Here is a 19803-nt window from a genome sequence, read left to right as displayed (position 1 = left end):
TTATTGGCCGCATGGCTACCCCACGTCTCGCCGAGCTTCGCCTGAGCAATTTCAAGTCTTTCCATGATGCTGTATTGACTCTGCATCCGGTCACCTTTCTGACTGGCTTAAACAGTTCTGGAAAGTCGAATGCTTTGGATGGGCTGGAGGTTTTGTCCCGCTTGGCATCGGGGGCAGAACTAGGAGACGCACTTGATGGGCGCATGACCCAAACCGGCCCAATCCGAGGTGGCTCTCGTGGTTGCGCCCCGCATGGTACCGAGAGCTTTGAACTGGGCTGTACTGTTGAATCTGGGACAGATACGTACCGCTATGACGTCGAGGTTCAGGTGTATCCGGAGTTGCGTGTTGTCAAAGAAAGCCTCGTGGGTACCGGATATTCCGTCAAGAGCGGCACCCGCACTAGCGATGCAGAGTTGTTTAAGACCCAGCCGGCAGCAGACAACCGAGCTGGGATCTACACGTTAATTTTTAGCGGAAAGCGTGGGGCAAACCCCACCACACTTTTGCGTGATTCTCGCCTTATTTTGGGACAGATTAAGGCGGTGCTTGCGGGAAAGAACCGTGCGGAGAATTCGGTGTTGAAAGGGGCGTCGATTGTGTCCATGGCGCTTCGATCAGTGTTTCACCTCGATCCAGTCCCCAGCCTTATGCGGGATTACGTCCCAAGGAAGAGCACGCAGCTGAAGCGTAGCGGTGAGAACCTCTCGGCGGTGCTGTGGCAGCTGCAAAAGGATTCCCCCAAGACTTTCCAAGAGTTAGGACAGCTGGCCGCTTATGTGACTGGAGTGGATTCCACACTGGACTTCATTGACTCCCCGTTGGACGAAGTCATGCTAACCCTCGTGGAACACTTCGAGGATGGAAAGCAGGAAAGAACGCCTGCTCGTGAAATGAGTGATGGCCTCCTCCGGTTCCTCGCAATTGCAACGGCGCTCAAAACAGCGCCCAAGGATTTGGATATCGAGCAGCCTCTTGAACTTGGTGATGACGTAGAGAACCCAGTAGCTCAAATTGTCGTCGAAGAAATGGAAAACGGGCTTCACCCTTCGCAGGCACAAAGAGTTATGCAGATGCTTAGCGAATCCGCACGCAAACATGACTCGCAGGTTCTTGTCACGACCCACAGTCCTGCCATCTTGGACCAAATTTCTGGGGAGAAGAATAGTCAGGTAGCAGTGTGCTACCGGGATAGCGGAACCGGGCAAAGCGAGCTCTCGCCTTTGGTGGAGTTACCGGATTTTGTGGAATCCATTTCCAAGCACAGTTTGGGTGCTGCGGTCACCGCTGGTGAATTAGTCGATGACACTGAAACGCAGACTAGTTTCGAGAACATGAATCGACTTTTTGGGATTGGCTGATGCGCGTTTACTTCATCGATACCTCTGTGTTGGATAACCTGCTTGCGATTCCTCACAAATGCCAAGCTAAGGAACAATCCAAGATCGATTTTGCGGAACGCCAAAGCGAGAACGCGAAGTTCATCCTGCCGATTACAGCGGTAATTGAAACCGGAAATCACATCGCGCAGCTTCCGCAGGGCGATGTGAGGCGCAGTATTGCGGAAAAATTTTCCCAGATGCTCGAGCTGACCGCCCATCAACAATCCCCATGGATCCTGCATAACTTTCAGTGGAACAAGGAGTTCATCACCGAGCTCGTCTCACGACACCGTGCGGGTCAATCAATGGTGGATATGATGACCCAGCAGATTGGTGGCGGCGATCTTTGTATTCTGACTGAGCGCGAGTTGTATAAGCGCGCTACCGGAATTACCGCAGAAGTGTGGACGTACGATGCGGCGCTGAACGCGTATTCAAGGTAAAACGAGCAGGCGGGCGTGCTCCTACTGCAGCGCCGAGGTCAGGCGCATGACGTTGTCCACGTAGCGGCGCAGCAGGCCGCGCTCGTTCCACTCCTCGAGTGTGAGTTCGTGGCAGACCTTCTTGTAGTTGGTGGCCAGCTGGGTGAAATCCTCGATGAGGTCGCCCTTGGCTACCAGCATGGTCGATTCATAGTTGAGGCCGAAGGAGCGCATATCCATGTTGGAAGACCCGAACATGCACAGCGGTTCGCGCTCCGGCAGGCCCGGGTCCGCCAGGATGAACTTGGAATGCAGCACGAAGGGCTCCGGGAACTGGAAGATCCGTACGCCGGCCTCCAGGAGCGCCTGGTAGTAGGAGGACTGAGCGTGGTGGACCATGAACTGGTCCGCCTTCGCGGACACTAGGAGCTCCACTTCGACGTCACGGTAGCAGGCGGTGGTCACCGCCTCCAAGAGGGACTCATCCGGAATGAAGTAGGGCGAGCAGAGAATGAGCTTTTCCTTCGCGTGGTGCACCACGGAGTTGAACATGCGCAAGTTGGGTTCCGTGGTGTAGCCGGGACCCGAAGGGACGAGCTGCAAGTGGTTGGAATCGGCCGTCATGGCATCGTCATAGGGCTGCATGTCCAAGGACAGCTGCTCCTCTGATTCCAGATACCAATCCACCGCGAACACCGCGGCGAGCGAGGTGACCACCGGTCCGGTCATTTCGACCATGTAGTCGATCCATGCGCGGTCCTTGGTCTTGTACTCGCGCTTGATCATGTTCATCGAGCCCAAGAAGCCCGTGTGGCCATCGATGACCACGATCTTGCGGTGGTTGCGCAGATCTGGGCGGCGGAAACGTCCCTTATGCAGCTGCAGCGGAAGCATCAGCCGCCAGTCGACGTCAATGTCAGTGAGTCGCTTGCCCAACGTGAAGTAGCCCTTGTACTTCAAGCTGCCGATCTGATCCAGCAGCAGTTTGACCTCCACGCCGCGCTCGCGGGCGCGCGCCAAGGACTGGAAGAAAACATCGGTCACCTCATCCCAAGACTGGATGTAGATCTCAATGAGCACGTATTTCTCGGCCCGGTCCACGGCCCGCGCCATCGCCAAGATGGCCTCCTCATAGGAGGCGTGGAGGCCCTTGTTGTGCCCGATGAGGGCCGGGTGCCCGGTGAGGTTGCGGTTGAGCTGGATGAGGGATTCCACCTCTGAGGAAAGCCGGCCGGAAGGATGGTTGGGGGTGGAGGCGGTGACGTCGTTGAGAAGCGCATTGGCTTCTTGCTGGATGCGGTGACGGCGGCGGTTGATGTAGGGCGAGCCCATGAGCAAGAACAGCGGCAGCCCTACGATGGGAAGCACAAGAATGGCCAGCAGCCAGGCGGTAGAGCTGGAGGGGCGGCGGCCTTCGGGGACCACGCCAATGGCGATGATCTTGATGCCATAGTCAATGATCAGCAGTACGAGCTGCCAAACGGAGAGATCGACGTTCACGTTCATGGCAGGCTAGCGCACTGACGCAAAATCAGGGACATCGAAATCCGCGATCAGCGGGACGTGGTCGGAGGTCTTGTCACCGGCGCGCTCCACCATGTCCACCTGGGCGCCCTGGACGAGGCGCGCTAGTGGCTCGCTGGCCAGTTGGAAGTCGATGCGCATGCCCTCGTTCTTCTGGAAACGCAGGGACTTGTAATCAAAATAAGTCCAGCGCTCCTCTTCGGTGAAACGGCGCGTGACCTCCTGCAGCCCGGCCTCCTGAAGCATTTGGAAAGCCGCACGCTCGGGCTCAGTGACGTGCGTCTTGCCGCGGAAAAGAGAGATATCCCAGACGTCCTCATCCCGTGGAGCGATGTTGAAATCGCCCGTGAGCAGTAGCTTCGATTGCGCGCGGGTTTCCACATAGCGAGCCAAGGAGTAGAGAAAATCCAGCTTGTAATCGAAGTGCCGGTCCGTAATCTCACGGCCATTGGGAACATAGAGGGACCAGATCTCAACCCCGCGAATGCGGGCTGAGACCGCCCGGGCCTCGCGCTTTTGTTCCTTGGCGGGGTCCTTGTGGAAACCCGGCTGAGCAGGGAAGAAGGTCTGGACCTCCTCCGGTTCTTCCTTGGATAGGATGGCCACGCCATTCCACTGGTTCAGGCCGTGGCAGGTGACGTGGTAGCCGGCCTCCTCGAAAGGCTCGCGGGGGAACTTCGCATCCGCCACCTTGGTTTCTTGCAGGCAGAGCACGTCGATGTCGTGTTTGGCCAGCAAGTCCACCGCGCGCTGGGCGCGGGTGCGGACGGAGTTGATGTTCCAGGTAGCGATGCGCATGTGGTTTAGGGTACTTGAGGTAGTCGGCGGGCGTAACGGTGGCGGTGCTGCTCTAGGAAGCCGAGCTTCTCATAGAGCCGAATCCCGGCCGTGTTACCTGCCACGACCTGCAGGTAGGCCTTCTCAGCACCCTGGGCTTTGCCCCAGGCCAGCATGTGCGCGCCGAGCGCGGTTCCTAGTCCCTTGCGGCGCCAACCTTCGGCGACCTCCACGGCGGAATAGCCCAGCCACACGGTGCCGTCGCCGGATTCGGTGAGCGTGCCCCGCGTAATCGCGATGGTCTCACCCGTCGGGGAGAGCAGGCGCCCAAAGCCCATCGTCCCGTCGATGCGGCTGCGCAGGTATTCCAGGGCCAACGGCGGCAGGGCCTGGCCGCGGAAGTGGTAGAGGTCGAGCCACTCGGAATCGGGCTGTTCGTCGATGCGGAAGCTGACGTCCCCCGGGGTGGGGAGATCTGCCAAATCGCGCACCATCACGAGGATTTCCGGTTCGAGCTCCCATGCTTTGGGGTCTGCTGCCAGCAGCTTCTCCGCGGAGGCGCCGATGCGCTCCGGAATGGCCAGGCACACGGGCAGATCGTGGCGGGCATAAAACGCTTCGATCTCCTCCATCGGCACCGGGAGGAAACCTGCGGAAGGGCCGAGCGGGATCGCCGAATTAGAGCGGCCGGTCACGCCGTCGCCAGCGCGCATGAGCCACTGGCCATCCGAGGTCCACGTGTGCTCCTTGCCGGGGAAGGCGGCCGCGGTGGCCACCTCGACGGCCCGGATATCGGAGTTGCGGACCGTGCGCGGCGAGAGGCGCTTAATAATCTTGAGCTGCTCCGGCGGAATCTCCACCGCGTCGAGCGAAGACGGGTAGCCGCCAACCTCTTGCGGGCGGATGAGCAGCGGATCCAGGCTGAGCACGTGGCCGATGACATCGCTGTGCACGCCGCCGAAATCGCGCCGGGCTACCACGCGCTCGCCCACGGAGACGTCATCGGAGCGGAAGATGCGGGACATTAGTCGTCGTGCCCGAAGGGGTCCTCGTCCTCGCCCGGCAGCCAGGTAAGCCCGGCCTCGGTCCAGCCATTACGCTTAATGGCCTTCTTGGCCTGGCGCTTGTAGCGGCCGGTGAGCACGTCGGTGTAGACGAAGCCGTCGAGGTGGCCGGTTTCGTGCTGCAGCATGCGCGCGAAGAAGCCGTAGCCTTCGATGGAGATGTCCTCGCCCTTTTCGTTTTTACCGGTCACGCGGGCCCAGTCGGCGCGGCCGGTGGGGAAGCCCTCGCCCGGAACGGAGAGGCAGCCTTCGTCCTCGGAGCCGTCGTCAGCCGGCATGGTTTCCGGAATCTCGGAGGTTTCCAGCACCGGGTTGATGACGCAGCCGCGGCGCATGCCGCCGTCGGCAAGCTCGGTGCCATTGGGCCCGTCGGTGTCGGGGCAGTGGTAGACAAAGAGGCGCTTGTTCACGCCGATCTGGTTAGCGGCCAGGCCAACTCCGTGCGCGGCATCCATGGTTTCGTGCATGTCCGCGATGAGCTCCTGTAGCTCGGGGGAGTCGATGGCTTCGGTGACCGGCTCGGTGGGATTGTGGAGGACCGGGTCGCCGTGGATAACGATGGGACGAATAGTCATGGCATACAGTCTAAGCATGCATTCCCTGTCAGACCTAGACGCCGCGATTTTGGAGTTCGAGTCCCACGCCCCGCGCGATATCGGCGCCAAGGAGGAGGCCATCCGCACGCACCTGGACATCACTCCGGTGCGCTATCACCAGCGCCTCAACGTGCTCCTGGACGACCCCGCGGCGCACGCCTCCTACCCGCTGTTGGTCACCCGTCTACGCAGGCTTCGCGACGTCCGCGACGACGTCCGGCGCGCCGCGCGCAGCAATGCCCCAGACTGAGCGATCCAGATACTAAAGTTGCCAGTGTGACTAATGTGAATCCGGAAAACACTGCCTCGTCCGCTGACCACGCGCGCCACGCCGCCGATTCCGACTCGGCTGCCGCCCCGGCCGCCGCTGCAGCTCCTGCCAGCAAGCTTCCCCTGCGCGGGGTCGCCATGGTGCTTATCGCCGTTGCCGTGATGCTCGGCATGTGGGCGCTTTACGCCATGACCTCTGATAAGTCGGAGGACACCGCGCAGAACGCACCGGCTGGCAACGATGCTGTCGTATCCGGGCCCGCCACTGGCGGCGCCGAGGGCGACGGTGCTGCCGCCGGTGGCGCGGAAGGGGAGGCGGACAAGAACCGCGAGGAGTCGGATGCTGCCGGTGCTGAAGCCGAGGCCGGCGCAGACGGCGATGCAGAAGCCGAGCGTGACGCTGCCCCGGACGACAACGCTGAGGAGGGCGCTGTCGCAGGTAGCCCCGACCGTGCCCAGGCGGAGATCCCTGTCAACGTGTACAACAACTCAGGTCGCGCCAACTTCGCTGCCGATGAGGCCGAGCGCCTGAAGTCCCAGCAATTCCACGTCGCCGAGGTGGGCAATATCAGCGGCGACGTCCTCGTGGCTCCGAAGACCACCGTCTACTTCCCGGAGGGCGATGCGGCTGCCGAGAGCCTCGCCAAGGAAGTTGCCGCCCAGTACTACGGTGCCAACGTGCCGGCGGAAGCGATTGCCCCGTACCCGGCCGAGCTGACCGGGGACTACACCAAGGGCGATGCCGTCGTGGTTGTCCTCGCGGTTCCTCAAGCCTAGGGAATAAAATCTTATTAAATTCATCCGCCCGACGGATAGGATGAATGGGTGAATATTCCGGAAGAGAACTTCGCCCGCTCGCCCGAGCCCACGCTGGGTGTTGAGTGGGAAGTTGCCCTCGTTGATCCAGCGACCTGGGATCTCGTGCCGCGCGGCGCTGAACTCATTGACCGCGTGCATGCCGCTCATCCCGACATCCACCTGGAAAAAGAATTCCTCCAAAACACGGTGGAGCTGGTGACCGGGGTGTGCCGGACGGTGCCGGAGGCGATGGGGGACCTGCGAGCGTCGCTCAGCGCAGTGCGTGAGGCGGCCGATTCCTTGGGCGTGCGCCTGTGGGCCTCGGGTGGGCACCCTTTTACCGACTTCCGGCACAACCCCGTCTCCAACAAGGAGAGCTACTCCGAAATTATCAACCGCACCCAATATTGGGGGCAGCAGATGCTGCTGTGGGGCACGCACGTGCACGTCGGCATTAGCCACGAGGACCGCGTGTGGCCCATCATTAATGCGCTGATGACCAAGTACCCCCACCTGCTGGCCATTTCCGCCTGCTCGCCGGGGTGGGAGGGGCTCGATACCGGCTATGCCTCCAACCGCACGATGCTCTACCAACAGCTGCCCACCGCCGGCATGCCCTACCAGTTTGAGAACTGGGAGCAGTGGCAGTCCTACATGCGGGACCAGGCCATTTCGGGAGTTATCAACCACACGGGCTCGATGCACTTCGACGTCCGACCGGCCTCCAAGTGGGGCACGGTGGAGGTGCGCATTTCCGACGCCGCCTCCAACCTCCGCGAGCTCTCCGCCATCGTGGCGCTCACGCACTGCCTCGTGGTGCACTATGATCGCATGATCGATGCGGGCGAAAAGCTGCCCACGCTGCAGCCGTGGCACGTGGCGGAGAACAAGTGGCGCGGCGCGCGCTATGGCATGGACGCGCTGGTCATCACCTCGCGCGACACCGATGAGCGCTGGATCAAGGATGAGCTGGCGGATCTCTTGGTGGAGCTAGCCCCGCTCTCGGAAGAGCTGGGCTGCGCTCCGGAGCTGCAGCTGGTGCAGGAGATCATCGACGGCGGGGCGGGCTATGAGCGCCAGCGCCGTTTGTACCAGGAGACCGGCAGCTGGCAGAAGGTGGTTGAGGCCACCGCGGATGAGATGGAGCGGCTGGAGTAAGTGCCGAACGATCAATTAAGGCCCGAAAACTGGTGGTTTTCAGGGGCTTAATTGATCGATTCGTACTTTTGGGAAGCTGTCTCGCCCAAAGATGACGTTTCGATCAAATAGTGCACCAAAACAGCCGGGTTTGGCCCCCTTAATTGATCGAACCGACCCTTAGCTCTTTTCCGCTGCGCGCTTGCGCGGTGCGATGAAGCCCCACACGGCGTAGACCACGATGAAGGCTAGGCAGGACAGCGTCCACAGCGAGGTCGCCCACGGTTGGAAGGACCGGATTGCGTCGAGGTTGGCTGAGGACATGGTGAACCACACGGGCACCGACATGAAGGGCAGCGAGAGCACGAACAAGGCCGCTACGGAGGCGAGGCCCGCGAGCTGCTCACCGCCCTTGCCGGACACACGCGAGCTCACCGCCTGGTTAACCGAGACGAAGACCATGACGATGAAGGGGATGGTCCACACAAAGTGGTGGTACCACGAGAAGGGGGAGACCAAGCAGGTGCTCAGGCCCGTCAGCGCGAAGGCAGCCGAGCGGTTGCCGCGCAGGTAGGCGGTGCGCAGCGCCAGGCAGGTCAGCGCGAAGACCACGATGACCGCCAAGATCCACCAGATGCCGCCGTCGATGCCGAGCTCGCGGAACATGAGCGAGCGCAGCGACTTCGCCCCGGGGTTGGCATGCTCGCCCACACGCGAGGAGTTGAACATGGCATCGGTCCAGAACACCATCGCATCAGGCACGAAGAGGAATCCGAGCAGCACCGTGACCAGGAAAGTGATCACCGCACCCGCGGCGGCCCACCAGCGCTTCTCAAAGAGCAGTGCTAGGCCCATGTACGCCGGGGTCAGCTTGATTCCGGCTGCCAGGCCGATGCCCACGCCCGGCAGGCGGCGCTTGATGGGCAGGAAGTCAAAGGCCACGAGCAGCATGAGGAAGACGTTGACCTGCCCGTAGTACAGCGACCCGTGCATCGTCTCATTCGCCGGGGTCAGCGCGGTAAGCAGCACCGCGATGAGGACGGCCGCCGGGGTCATCTTCACGCCCCGCTCGCGGAAGATCATGATGATGATGGCCAGCACAGCCAAGAACATGAGCGAGGGCCAGATAATGGTCAGCGCGTCCTTGCTGAAGAACGGCAAGACCTTGAACAGCAGGCCCGCAAAGGGTGGGTAAGTGAAGGGGAATTCAAAGATATAGGGGGCGTCGTAGAGCAGGCCACCGGCGTTGAGATCTTCGCCGGCCATGCGGTAGATGGCGAGGTCGAAGGGGAGGATGAAGGTGAAGGCCTTGTGGCCATCGAACTGGATGATCTTGTACACCATCACTGCGATGCCCAGTGCGAGGACAGCACACATCGTTGGTACGCCTTGCAGCTTTTTCACGTCGACTCTCCTCGCCTGACCACCTATTAGTGCCTTTTGCAGCCTATATTATTGTCCCCTCATTTCCCGGCAGAAAGGTGCCGTGTCCTTACTTTCGGCGCATCGAACGCGCGGCCGGGCTCTCGTTGCGTGTCATCGAATCCGGCGTGCCGTACAGACCCTCGCGGCGAGCGATACGCGTGGTTCTTTGTGCGGTCACCGGGCTGGTGATCATGGCGAAAAGGACAAGCAGCACCAAGATGCCCAAGTCGCCGCGCTCAGCCACGCTGAAGCTCTCCGAACCCGTCACCTTGATGATCGCGCCCACGATGGTGAAGATGAGCCCTGTGGTCTGTGGTTTGGCGATGGCATGCACGCGCGCCATCGTGTCCTTAAAGCGCGCCACGCCAATTGCGGCAGCCAAGATGAGGATGGAGCCGACGAGGATGAGGATGATGGAGAGGACATCGGCAACAAGTGCGTAACTCATGAATCCCTCTTCCTAAAGCGGGTGACAGAAACCGTGGAGATGAAGCCGAGGAGCGCCACGACGATCATCGCGTTGGAGACCGTCGTGTCCAGTGTCCAGCAGATATAGGTGGCCAGGGCGCATTGGAACATGGCCACGAGCCCGTCCATAGCGATGAGGCGGTCGAGCGAGTTGGGGCCGATGACGATGCGCCACGTGGTGATGAGGAATGCCACCACGAGGAAGCCGGCGGCCACGGTGAGCAGGATGTTATACAGGTCCGTATCCATCAGGGGTGGCTCCTTTCAAAGATGGCAATCATATCGGCCTCGAGCTTGCGTACGGCCGCGATTTCGCGCTCCAGATCCTCCTCGGAATCGGCGTTCAGCAGGTGGATGGTCAACATGCGGTTGGCAATATCGATATCGGAGACCGTGCCGCCGGGCTGCAGGTTGTAGAGGCTGACCGCCAGCGAGAGAACGAACTCGTTCTCCACGCGCATCGGCAGCTTCACAATTGCCGTCTTTGGCACCGGCTGCGGGCGCACCGCCAGCCAGCCGACCATGATGGAGGCCTCCATCAGCTCCACAAACCACTGCGCCATGAAGACGATCAGTTTGCCCCAGCTCACCGAAATCCCCGCCACGGGCATGGCCGGCAGGGGCAGCGCAAAGACGATGAACAGACTGACGAGCAGGCCACCCACCAGGTTCGCTACGGTGACTTCGCCCATGAGCATGCACCACATGACGACGATCCACACCATGAACCACGGCCGGAAGCGGTGCTTAATACCGGAGAACCTCATCGCGACACCTCCTTTTCATCGTCGTCCACGGTCGTGGAGAGTGTAGCCGTAGTGCTTGGCGACGTCCTCGTGGTCGGTGCCACCGGTTCCGGATCCGGGAGGGGCTGGCTCCGGTTCTTTCGCGAATCCGCGCCCTCCTCGTAGCGTTCAGCGGGGTCTAAGTGGCGCGTCGGGTCCTCGGCGGAATTACCCAGGACGGCATAACGGTAGATGGAATCATCCTGCGCCGAGGTGGCCGCGCGGGTGGTGACACCGGAAATGGGGCCCGCCAGGAAGGACATCGATACCGATGCGATGACGAGCAGCGAGGTAGACGCCAGCATGCCGAAGGGCACGCGGCCGACGTCATCGCGCTCCTCCAACTCGACGTACTCGGTGACTTCACCCAGTGGAGAAGGGCGAACCATGGCGAGGTTGCCCTCGGGTGCATCGCCGCGGTCGCGCAGGAAACCCTTGGCCCACACGAGGATCATGACGTACAGGGTCAGCAGGGAGGTGATCACCGCGCCGCCGATGAGGACCCAGGACAGCCAGGAACCCTCATTCGCGCCGGCTTGGAGCAGCATGATCTTGCCCAGGAATCCGGAGAAGGGCGGGATACCCCCCAGGTTCATGGCCGGGATGAAGTACAAAATCGCGATGAGCGGCGCGGTGTAGATCAGGGAGCCCAAGCGTCGCAGCGAGGAGGTGCCGGCTTGGCGCTCGATGAGGCCCACCACCAGGAACAGCGCGGTCTGCACCAAAATGTGGTGAACCGCGTAGAAGATGGCGCCCGACAAGCCCTGCGCGGTTCCGAGGGCAACGCCGAAGATCATATAGCCGATGTGGCTGACCAGCGTGAAGGACAGCAATCGCTTGATATCCGATTGGGCGATAGCACCCAAAATGCCCACTAACATCGTGGCCAGTGCGACCCACATGAGCAGACCGTCCAGCCCACCATCGGTAAAGATTGAGGTGCGCGCGCGGATGATGGCGTAGACACCAACCTTGGTGAGCAGGCCCGCGAAGACGGCGGTAACCAGCGAAGGGGCGGTGGGGTAGGAGTCCGGTAGCCAAGCATCGAGAGGGAAGATGGCAGCCTTAATACCAAAGGCAATGAGCAGCACGGCGAAAACTGCGGAGCGGGTGCCCGCCGGGATATCCTCCATCCGGATTCCAATTTGGGCCATGTTCATCGTGCCCACCGTGGCGTAGACATAGGCCAAAGCCAGCACGAAGATGAGTGAGGACGCCATGGAGACCATGACGTAGCCCACGCCGGCCCGCACGCGCGCCGGTGAGGCGCCGAGGGTCAGCAGAACGTAGGAGGCCACGAGGAAGATCTCGAAGCCCACATAGAGGTTGAACAAGTCACCGGCCAGGAAGGACACGTTCACGCCCATGGTCAGCAGCATGTAGGTGGGCAGGAAGGTCGCCACCGGCTCGTCCTTCGTGCCGTCGCGCACGCCCTGTGAGATGGCGTACCACATGACGGAGAACAGGACGACGGAGGAGGTAAAGAGCATGACCGTGGACAAACGGTCCGCCACCAGCGTGATGCCCACCGGGGCGTCCCAGCCGCCCACCTGCAGGGTTTGAATGCCGGTGGTATCCGCGATGAAAATCAGAGCGGCATTCACAGTGGCGAGCGTGAGCAGGGAGAAGAAAGCGATGCGGCGCTGCGCATTGGTATTGCGAGCAAAGAGCATCGCCAGCGCGGCAGCCAAGGCCGGGATGATGATCGGCAGGGGGATCAGGTAGCTGATATACGGCAGCAACAGTTCCACGAGGGGCGAGATGGTCTCACTCATCGGTCGCCTCCTTCACAGGAGCCTCGAAGAACTCGGGGCCAAACTTATCGCCTTCCTTGGTGGTGCGGCCGGTGGTCGGGTCATTAGACGCGTCGTGGTCAGGGGCGGCTGAAGCATTGCCCGGGCGCGAGGCAATCGCCGCGATGGCGGTGTCCTCGGTGTCGTCCTCAATCACGTCCGCGGTGCGGTAGCGATATTGGCGGTAGGCCAAGGTGAGGATGAAGCCGGTCAGTGCCATCGAAATGACGATGGCCGTGAGGATCATCGCCTGGGCCAGCGGATCGGCGATTTGATCGCCGTAGGGGAGGGAGGTTCGGCCGTCGATAGGCGGCGAGCCCGCCTGGCCGCCAGCCATGAGCATGAAGAGGTTCGCGCCATTGCCCAGCAGCAAGATACCGAGCAGCATCTTGGTCATCGCGCGGTCGAGCAACAGGTAGACTCCGGTGCCGCAGAGCACGCCCGCAGCGAGCAGGAGCATGAGGTTGGCATCCATTAGGCGTGTCCTTTCTCTGGCGTGGCAGCGGTTTCTTTTGCTTGTGCGCGGCGGGCCAGGGAGCGTGCGCGATCGCGGGCGCGTTGCTTACGCATCTCTTCTTCCTCATCGAGCTTTGCGCCCAGGGAGGACAGCACGTAGAGCGTGAGGCCAATGACGATGAGGTAGACACCGGCGTCGAAAATCAGCGCGGACGGCAGCGACACATCACCGATGAGCGGTATGCCTACCTTCGTGTACCCAGAGGTCAGCGGCGGGTAGCCCAAGAGCATCGGGGTAATGACGGCGCTGAGGGAGAGCAACAGGCCTACCGCCATGGTGCGGCCGCCGTCGAGAGGCAGCGCCTCTTCGAGCTCCTCGCGGCCGCCAGCCAGGTAGCGCAGGATCAGCGCGAGAGCGGCTACGAGGCCGCCGGCAAAACCGCCGCCGGGGGCGTTGTGGCCGCCGAAGAAGAAGTACAGGGACAGCACCATCATCGAGGGGAAGAGGATGCGGGTGCTCACGTCCACCATGAGCGAGCGGTTGAGCGCCTTCTCCGATTCCACGCCTGCAGCCAGCCAGCGGCGCCCGGTGACCTGCAAGGTCGGGCGGCGGGAGGCGCGGGTAAAGCTCTGCGTGCGGAAAATCAGCGACGCAATACCCGTTGCGGCAATGACGAGTACCGTGATCTCGCCGAAGGTATCCCACGCGCGCAGGTCCACGAGCAGGACGTTGACCGTGTTGGCGCCGTGGCCAATCTCCTTGGCCAGCTCCGGCATGTACTGCGAGATGGGCTCCTCGCGCCGAGCGTTGATGGCAAACATACCCACCACGGTGACGGCAAGGCCTACGCCTACCGCCAGCCAGGCGCGCAGGCGGCCGGTCTTGGGGTCCTGCTTCCACTCGGTATTGGCCGGCATACGGCGCAGCACCAGCATGAAGAGCACCATGATGATGGTTTCCACGAGGAGCTGCGTCAGCGCCAGGTCCGGCGCGCCCTGCAGCGCAAAGATGAAGGACAAGGCGTAGCCGGTCACACCCACCAGGATGACCCCGGAGAGACGGTTATCCAGCACCGTGGCGGCCACGGCGGCGATGATGATGATCACCGCGGCGATGGCCTGCCAGGGGTTCTCGGCCACGATCATGCGCACGTTGGTGATATCACCGTTGATGAGCATGACGATGGGCAGCACCATGAGCGTGGCGAAAATGACCGTGAGGTTGAACTGCAGCGAACCGCGCTGCGTGGAGGCGGTAATGCGCAGGGAGAGCTGGCGCAGGGCGTTGATGATGGCGTCGTAAGCATCGTCGGCAGAGCCCAATGCTGGGTAGGTGAATTGGGCCTTGGTGAGCGCCTGACGCTGCCAGTGGAGGAGGGAACCCGCAGCGATAATGATCACGGAGAGCAGCAGCGGGATGGTCCAGCCATGCCACAGGGCGAGCTCGGAGGCGTCCTGTGCCTCAAAGGTGTTGTCCAAGTGCTGCGTGATGCCGTGGGAAAGCGGCAGCGGCAGCAGTCCGAAGAAGATGGTGAGCAGCGTCAGCACCGCCGGTGGGATCCACAGGAAGGGGCCGATGTGGTGCATGTGTGCTACCGCCTCAGAGGGCTCGTCCTGGCCCTTGGAGGAGAACGCGCCCCACAAAAAGCGCAGCGCGTAGGCCATCGTCAGCGCGGAACCGACGACGACGGTGACAAGCAGCATGTTGCGCGGCATGCCGACCAGAAGCTCCTCGCCCATGATGGTCTCGAGCGTGGCTTCCTTGGACACGAAACCCAGCAGGGGCGGGATACCGGCCATGGACATCGCGGGGAGGATGGCCAGGACATACAGCGCGGGATTCTTCTTGCCCAGACCTGCGAGCTTGTCGATGTCTCTGGTGCCCGCCGAGTGGTCAATCGCGCCGACGATCATGAAGAGCGCGGCTTTGAAGAGGGAGTGTGCGAAGGTCAGCGCCAGTCCCGCCTGCATGGCTTCACGGGAGCCGATGGCGATGATGGTGGTGATAAACCCCAGCTGCGAGACGGTGCCGTAGGCCAGGATTAGTTTGAGGTCACGTTGCTTGAGCGCCATCCAGCCGCCGAGCAGCATGGTGAAGGCACCCAAAGGGAGGACCACGAGGTGCCAGGTGGGGATGTCATGCACCGAAGGGGCAAGGCGTGCGACGAGGTAGATGCCGGCCTTCACCATGGCCGCGGAGTGCAGGTAGGCCGAGACCGGGGTCGGTGCAGCCATGGCGCCGGGCAGCCAGAAGTGGGCTGGGGCGATGGCGGACTTGGAGAGCGCACCACAGAGAATCAGCACGATAGCCACGGTGAGGTAGGGCGTGTTGGCGAGGTCCTCGGTGGCGGCGATGCTGCTGAAAGACCACGCGCCGGTCTGCCGGCCGAGGAGGGTAATGCCCACGAGCATGGCGAGACCGCCCAGGACGGTGACCATGAGTGCCTGCTGCGCTGAGCGACGTGACGAGGCTCGCTCGCCGTAATAGCTCACCAAGAGGAAAGACAGCAGGGAGGTGATTTCCCAAAAGACGTAGAGCAGCAGGAAATTATCGGAAATCACCAGGCCATACATGGCCGTGGCAAAGCCCACCATCTGGCTACTGAAGAGGGCGAGGCGCCGTCGGGAGTGGTCGAAATAGCCCCAGCAATAGAGCAGGACCAGGGCGCCTACGCCTAGGATGATGAGGCTGAATAACGCGGAAAGCGCATCCATGCGGAAGCTGACATTGAGGTGCGCTGCTGGCATCCAGTTGAGGTCATAGGCCAGCTGGTTGCCGTCGCGCAGCGTGCCATCGGTCAGCCGTTGGAGCACCCAGAAGAACCCAACCGCGGGCACGATTGCCAAGAGACCGAAGGAGCGGCGGCCGAGGTAAAAAATAAGGAATGGAGCGGCGATGGTGGTTAGTACCAAGGCGCAAAAGAGAGTGAGCACGAGGTTGCGGTGGCGTCCTTTCCTTGTCGGGGGACTGTGCTAAACCCAGCGCACTGGCGGGCGTCTACTAGTGCTCACGATACAGTCTGAAATCCCTATTTTCACATTTTCGTTTCATACAGTTATATATGCCCCTCCTGTTGGCGTTCCGCCACGTCGCCAGCGGCCCGGGGTGGAGGGGCATTGCGCTGCCCGCCCGGGATACCCGGGCCACGAGGTGCGACGCTGTGGTGCGCTTAGGCGAAGCGTTGCAGGAAGAGCGCTTCAGCGATGGCGATCTTTTCAATCTCGGTCGGGTCGACCGATTCGTTGGCAGAGTGGATGGTGCACTGCGGCTCCTCGACGCCGAAGAGTGCGATCTCCGCGTTCGGGTGCTTCTCCTGCAGCTCCACGGTCAGTGGGATGGAGCCACCCATGCCCTGGGTGATGGTCTCGGAACCGTAGGCCTCGCCCAGGCACTCGCCAAGCAGGGCTACGGCGGGCTTGGACGGATCGGTTTCGAAGCCCAGGTTGGCCTCCAGGATGGTGACCTCGATGTGTGCGCCCCACGGGACGTGTTTCTTCAGGTGCTCGGCAACGGCCTCCGCGGTGGCGCGGGGATCCATGGTGGCCGGGGTACGCAAGTTGATGTTGGCCTCTGCGGTGGCCGGCACGGCATTGACGGCCTCGGCAACCGGGGTGGAGGTAAAGCCGGTGATGGTCACGGCCGGGCGGGCCCAAATCATATCCGCGATGGCGGTGGTACCGGCCGGGTCCTTTGCGCCCATGACTTCGGTGCCCTCGAGCATCTGGGCGTCGGCGCGGAAATTCTCCTCGGTGTAGGCGGTGTCCTGGCCCTCAGCCAGAGGCCAGGTGCCCTCGCAATCGACGCCGTCGATAGTCGTGCGGCCATACTCATCCGTTAGGGAATCCAGCGCGCGCATGAGCGCCTTGACGGCGTCGGGAGCCGCGCCGCCGAATTGGCCGGAGTGCACGGCCGAGTGGAGGGTGGAGACCTTGACGTTGATCTGCGAGCCGCCGCGCAGGGAGGTCGTCAGCGTCGGAACACCTACCTTGGCGTTGCCAGCATCGGCGATGAGGATCGCATCGGCCGCGAAGAGCTCGGGGCGCTCCTCGATGAGTGCGGACAGGCCCTCGCCGCCGCGTTCCTCGGAGCCCTCAATAAGCACGGTGAGGTTGAGGTCGGTTCCGCCGTTAGCGTCGAGCGCACGCAGCGCCGCCAGGTGCATGGCGACGTTGCCCTTGCAGTCAGCGGCGCCGCGGCCGTACCAGCGGCCATCGCGCTCGGTCAGCGTGAAGGGATCCGACTCCCACGCGTCGGGGTTTCCGGCAGGAACCACGTCGTAGTGCGAGTACAGCAGCACCGTCTTCGCGCCCTCCTTGCCGGGGCGCTTGGCGACGATCGCCGTGGAACCATCAGCGGTAGTGATGGCCTCGGGGGTGAAACCGCCGTCGACAAGCGCGGCGTGGACCCACTCCGCCGCCTTCGCGGTCTGGTCCTCTAGGCCCGGCTCGTTGTGGACGGAATTGAAGGAGACGAGCTCCTTGAGCTGGTTGAAAATAGTGTCGCGGTCGTTGTTCACAAACTCAGAAATCTTGGTCATGCACTCCAACCTACTCGGATCCTCAACTCGGCCTACCGGCCGCTAGGTAGTAACATATGCACGGTTCTAGTCCATATTGTTTATAAGTTCTTTTTAGAAAGGACCTGACATGGCGTCTACCACCGCCGAAGGTTCCCAGTCCACGCTCCGCGAGCTCACGCTGCGCGGCATCATCATTGGTGGGCTCATTACTCTTATCTTTACCGCCGCCAACGTGTATCTGGGCCTCAAGGTGGGCCTGACGTTCGCTACGTCCATTCCTGCCGCCGTGATTTCCATGGCGGTGCTCCGCCGTTTTGCCGGGCACAACATCAAAGAAAACAACATCGTGCAGACCATCGCCTCGGCGGCCGGCACGTTGTCCGCGATCATCTTCGTGCTCCCGGGCTTGGTCATGGTGGGCTACTGGCAGGGCTTTTCCTTTATCGATACCGCCGCGGTGTGCGCCATCGGCGGTGTGCTCGGCGTGATGTACTCCATCCCGCTGCGCCGTGCGCTGGTGACGGGCTCGGACCTGCCTTACCCGGAGGGCGTGGCTGCGGCGGAGGTCCTCAAGGTGGGCGATAGCACCGGTGAGGAGGGTGAGGCCGCCCACGAAGAGAACTCGAAGGGCCTGCACGTCATCCTCTTTGGCGGCATCCTTTCTGCCGTCATGGCGCTGCTGGCGGCTATGAAGGCGGCCGCCTCGGAGGTGGCCACCTACTTCAAGCTGGGCCCTGGCGCGACGACGCTGGGTAGCTCCCTCTCGCTGGCGCTGGTCGGCGTGGGTCACCTCGTGGGCTTGGCCGTGGGTATTGCCATGCTCGTCGGCGTCGTCATCTCCTACCTCATCCTGCTGCCCATCCTCACCGGTGGTGAGGCCCTGGGCGATCCGGCGACGCTCATGGACACTGTTGATTCCGTCTTCTCCGGCCGGATTCGTTTCATCGGCGTGGGCACCATGGCTATCGCCGCGATCTGGACGCTGATCAAGATCACCGGCCCGATTGCCAAGGGCATGGCTGAGTCCTTCGCCTCCTCCCGTGACCGCAAGGGCGGCCAGCACGTAGCGGTGGAGGAGCGCGATATTCCGGCGCCCTACGTCATTGGCACCATCCTGGTCCTGATGATTCCGATTGGTCTGCTGCTGTGGAACTTCGTGCGTGGCACCGATATTCACGACCACATGGCCGTCCTCATCACGGTTTCCGTGCTCTTTACCTTGCTTGTGGGCCTTATTATCGCATCGGTGTGCGGCTACATGGCTGGCCTCATCGGTGCCTCCAACTCGCCGATTTCCTCCATCGGCATCATCGCGGTCATCGCCGCCGCGCTGATTATTGCCGCCGTGACCCGCGGGACGGACGCGGAGCCACTGTCGCTGGTGGCCTACACGCTGTTTACCGCGGCCATTGTCTTCGGTATCGCGACGATTTCCAACGACAACCTGCAGGACCTCAAGACCGGTCAGCTGGTCGGCGCGACGCCGTGGAAGCAGCAGGTAGCGCTCATTATCGGTGTCCTTTTCGGTTCCCTGGTGATTCCGCCGATTCTACAGGTCATGCTCACCGGCTTCGGCTTCCAAGGCATGGAAGGCGCTGGTGAGGACGCGCTGGCTGCACCGCAGGCCGCGCTGATGTCCTCGGTGGCCTCCGGCATTTTCGATAACTCCCTGCCGTGGGATCTCATCGGTCTGGGCGCGGCAATTGGTGCCGTCATCATCATCGTGGACGAGTGCCTGCGCCACTTCACCGACAAGTACTCCCTGTCGCCGCTGGCCGTGGGCATGGGCATGTACCTGCCGGCAGCCATTACCATTGTGGTGCCGATCGGCGCTTTCTTGGGTTACTTCTACAACCGGTGGGCGGCCCGCCAGACCAAGCCGGACTTTGCCAAGCGCATGGGCACGCTGCTGGCCACCGGCCTCATCGTGGGTGAGTCGCTCTTCGGCGTGGTCAATGCGGGCATCATCGCGGCGTCGGGCGGCGAGTCCCCGCTGGAGATCTTCGAGGGCGGAACGGCAGCCAAGTTCGTTGGCGTCATCCTCTTCGTTGCCGGCATTGCCGCGGCGTATAAGTGGACGGCGAAGAAAGCTGCGTCTTAAACGCGTCAGAGACTTCGTTGTGACGGGCAGTCCGATCTAGCGGGCGGTTCGTTTCTAACGGGCGGTTCGTTTCTAACGGGCGGTGCTTTCGCACCGCCCGTTCGTGTTGAATCTTGCAGTCGCTAGGTCTGAGTGCCAGAATGGTCGCTAGCACTTCCACATGGCAAGTGCCAGAAATGAATCAAAATCATCTATGTGGTTGGGGCTGGAGAACACTCGCCAGCCGTGCCGTCGCGGGCGTCCGTCATAGATCCAGACGTGAGTGTCGTCCTCAACAAAGCTTAA

18 protein-coding genes are annotated in these 19803 nt (G+C 62.0%); 6 read left to right on the top strand and 12 right to left on the bottom strand.

Features of this window, described 5'->3' with window-relative positions; all coding sequences use genetic code 11:
* Positions 1-11: 11 nt before the first annotated feature.
* Both RDN59_RS02215 and RDN59_RS02210 read left to right on the top strand, forming a co-directional pair.
* Positions 12-1361: an AAA family ATPase gene (locus RDN59_RS02215; protein WP_308606385.1), complete on the top strand. Its 1350-nt coding sequence runs from the start codon at positions 12-14 to the stop codon at positions 1359-1361.
* Positions 1361-1825, top strand: coding sequence for a hypothetical protein (locus RDN59_RS02210; RefSeq protein ID WP_308606384.1), 465 nt, complete (start codon positions 1361-1363; stop codon positions 1823-1825). The genes RDN59_RS02215 and RDN59_RS02210 overlap by 1 nt, the downstream gene beginning before the upstream one ends.
* 21 nt (positions 1826-1846) lie before the next feature.
* Here RDN59_RS02210 and cls read toward each other — a convergent pair whose 3' ends face one another.
* The 4 genes from cls to RDN59_RS02190 are packed head-to-tail and all read right to left on the bottom strand — an operon-like array spanning position 1847 to position 5744.
* The gene (gene cls, locus RDN59_RS02205) at positions 1847-3310 is read right to left on the bottom strand and encodes a cardiolipin synthase (RefSeq protein ID WP_308606383.1); all 1464 of its coding nucleotides are present in this window, start codon (positions 3308-3310) and stop codon (positions 1847-1849) included.
* Positions 3311-3316: 6 nt separating this feature from the next.
* Complete coding sequence (locus RDN59_RS02200; RefSeq protein ID WP_070821367.1) at positions 3317-4126, bottom strand: exodeoxyribonuclease III; 810 nt, start codon at positions 4124-4126, stop codon at positions 3317-3319.
* Positions 4127-4131: 5 nt separating this feature from the next.
* Positions 4132-5130 (bottom strand): GNAT family N-acetyltransferase, encoded by a 999-nt coding sequence (locus RDN59_RS02195; RefSeq protein ID WP_308606382.1) that lies wholly within the window; start codon positions 5128-5130, stop codon positions 4132-4134.
* Positions 5130-5744, bottom strand: a complete 615-nt coding sequence (locus tag RDN59_RS02190) for a peptide deformylase (protein WP_308606381.1) — start codon at positions 5742-5744, stop codon at positions 5130-5132. The genes RDN59_RS02195 and RDN59_RS02190 overlap by 1 nt, the downstream gene beginning before the upstream one ends.
* A 16-nt stretch (positions 5745-5760) precedes the next feature.
* Here RDN59_RS02190 and RDN59_RS02185 point away from each other — a divergent pair, with 16 nt between their 5' ends.
* Genes RDN59_RS02185 through RDN59_RS02175 form a run of 3 tightly spaced genes read left to right on the top strand, consistent with a single transcriptional unit; the run spans position 5761 to position 7991 of the window.
* Positions 5761-6015: a DUF3263 domain-containing protein gene (locus tag RDN59_RS02185; protein WP_308606380.1), complete on the top strand. Its 255-nt coding sequence runs from the start codon at positions 5761-5763 to the stop codon at positions 6013-6015.
* Positions 6016-6041: 26 nt separating this feature from the next.
* Positions 6042-6812 carry a LytR C-terminal domain-containing protein gene (locus RDN59_RS02180; protein WP_308606379.1) on the top strand — a complete coding sequence of 257 codons (771 nt, stop codon included), beginning with the start codon at positions 6042-6044 and terminating at the stop codon, positions 6810-6812.
* Between the two features lie 48 nt (positions 6813-6860).
* Positions 6861-7991, top strand: a complete 1131-nt coding sequence (locus tag RDN59_RS02175) for a glutamate--cysteine ligase (RefSeq protein ID WP_308606378.1) — start codon at positions 6861-6863, stop codon at positions 7989-7991.
* 159 nt (positions 7992-8150) lie between these two features.
* On the opposite strand, the gene RDN59_RS02170 is transcribed toward RDN59_RS02175, so the two are convergent.
* The 8 genes from RDN59_RS02170 to RDN59_RS02135 all read right to left on the bottom strand — a co-directional run bounded on the left by RDN59_RS02170 (position 8151) and on the right by RDN59_RS02135 (position 17435).
* Positions 8151-9374, bottom strand: coding sequence for a glycosyltransferase 87 family protein (locus RDN59_RS02170; RefSeq protein WP_308606377.1), 1224 nt, complete (start codon positions 9372-9374; stop codon positions 8151-8153).
* Between the two features lie 88 nt (positions 9375-9462).
* Complete coding sequence (locus tag RDN59_RS02165) at positions 9463-9843, bottom strand: monovalent cation/H(+) antiporter subunit G (protein ID WP_308606376.1); 381 nt, start codon at positions 9841-9843, stop codon at positions 9463-9465.
* Positions 9840-10112, bottom strand: a complete 273-nt coding sequence (locus RDN59_RS02160; RefSeq protein WP_046647179.1) for a monovalent cation/H+ antiporter complex subunit F — start codon at positions 10110-10112, stop codon at positions 9840-9842. The genes RDN59_RS02165 and RDN59_RS02160 overlap by 4 nt, the downstream gene beginning before the upstream one ends.
* The gene (locus RDN59_RS02155) at positions 10112-10630 is read right to left on the bottom strand and encodes a Na+/H+ antiporter subunit E (protein WP_046647180.1); all 519 of its coding nucleotides are present in this window, start codon (positions 10628-10630) and stop codon (positions 10112-10114) included. Before RDN59_RS02155 ends, RDN59_RS02160 begins: the two co-directional genes overlap by 1 nt.
* The gene (locus RDN59_RS02150; RefSeq protein WP_308606375.1) at positions 10627-12423 is read right to left on the bottom strand and encodes a Na+/H+ antiporter subunit D; all 1797 of its coding nucleotides are present in this window, start codon (positions 12421-12423) and stop codon (positions 10627-10629) included. The genes RDN59_RS02155 and RDN59_RS02150 overlap by 4 nt, the downstream gene beginning before the upstream one ends.
* Positions 12416-12916 carry a Na(+)/H(+) antiporter subunit C gene (locus RDN59_RS02145; protein WP_308606374.1) on the bottom strand — a complete coding sequence of 167 codons (501 nt, stop codon included), beginning with the start codon at positions 12914-12916 and terminating at the stop codon, positions 12416-12418. Before RDN59_RS02145 ends, RDN59_RS02150 begins: the two co-directional genes overlap by 8 nt.
* Positions 12916-15831 (bottom strand): Na+/H+ antiporter subunit A, encoded by a 2916-nt coding sequence (locus RDN59_RS02140; RefSeq protein ID WP_308606373.1) that lies wholly within the window; start codon positions 15829-15831, stop codon positions 12916-12918. The genes RDN59_RS02145 and RDN59_RS02140 overlap by 1 nt, the downstream gene beginning before the upstream one ends.
* Before the next feature lie 236 nt (positions 15832-16067).
* Entirely contained in the window at positions 16068-17435 is a 1368-nt protein-coding gene (locus tag RDN59_RS02135; RefSeq protein ID WP_308606372.1) for a dipeptidase, read from the bottom strand.
* A 109-nt stretch (positions 17436-17544) separates the two neighbouring features.
* Here RDN59_RS02135 and RDN59_RS02130 point away from each other — a divergent pair, with 109 nt between their 5' ends.
* Positions 17545-19518, top strand: coding sequence for an OPT family oligopeptide transporter (locus RDN59_RS02130; RefSeq protein WP_308606371.1), 1974 nt, complete (start codon positions 17545-17547; stop codon positions 19516-19518).
* The last annotated feature ends 285 nt before the right edge of the window (positions 19519-19803 follow it).

Source organism: uncultured Corynebacterium sp. (genome assembly GCF_902489365.1).
Lineage (GTDB): Bacteria > Actinomycetota > Actinomycetes > Mycobacteriales > Mycobacteriaceae > Corynebacterium.
This window is presented reverse-complemented; position numbering and strand designations above follow the sequence as displayed.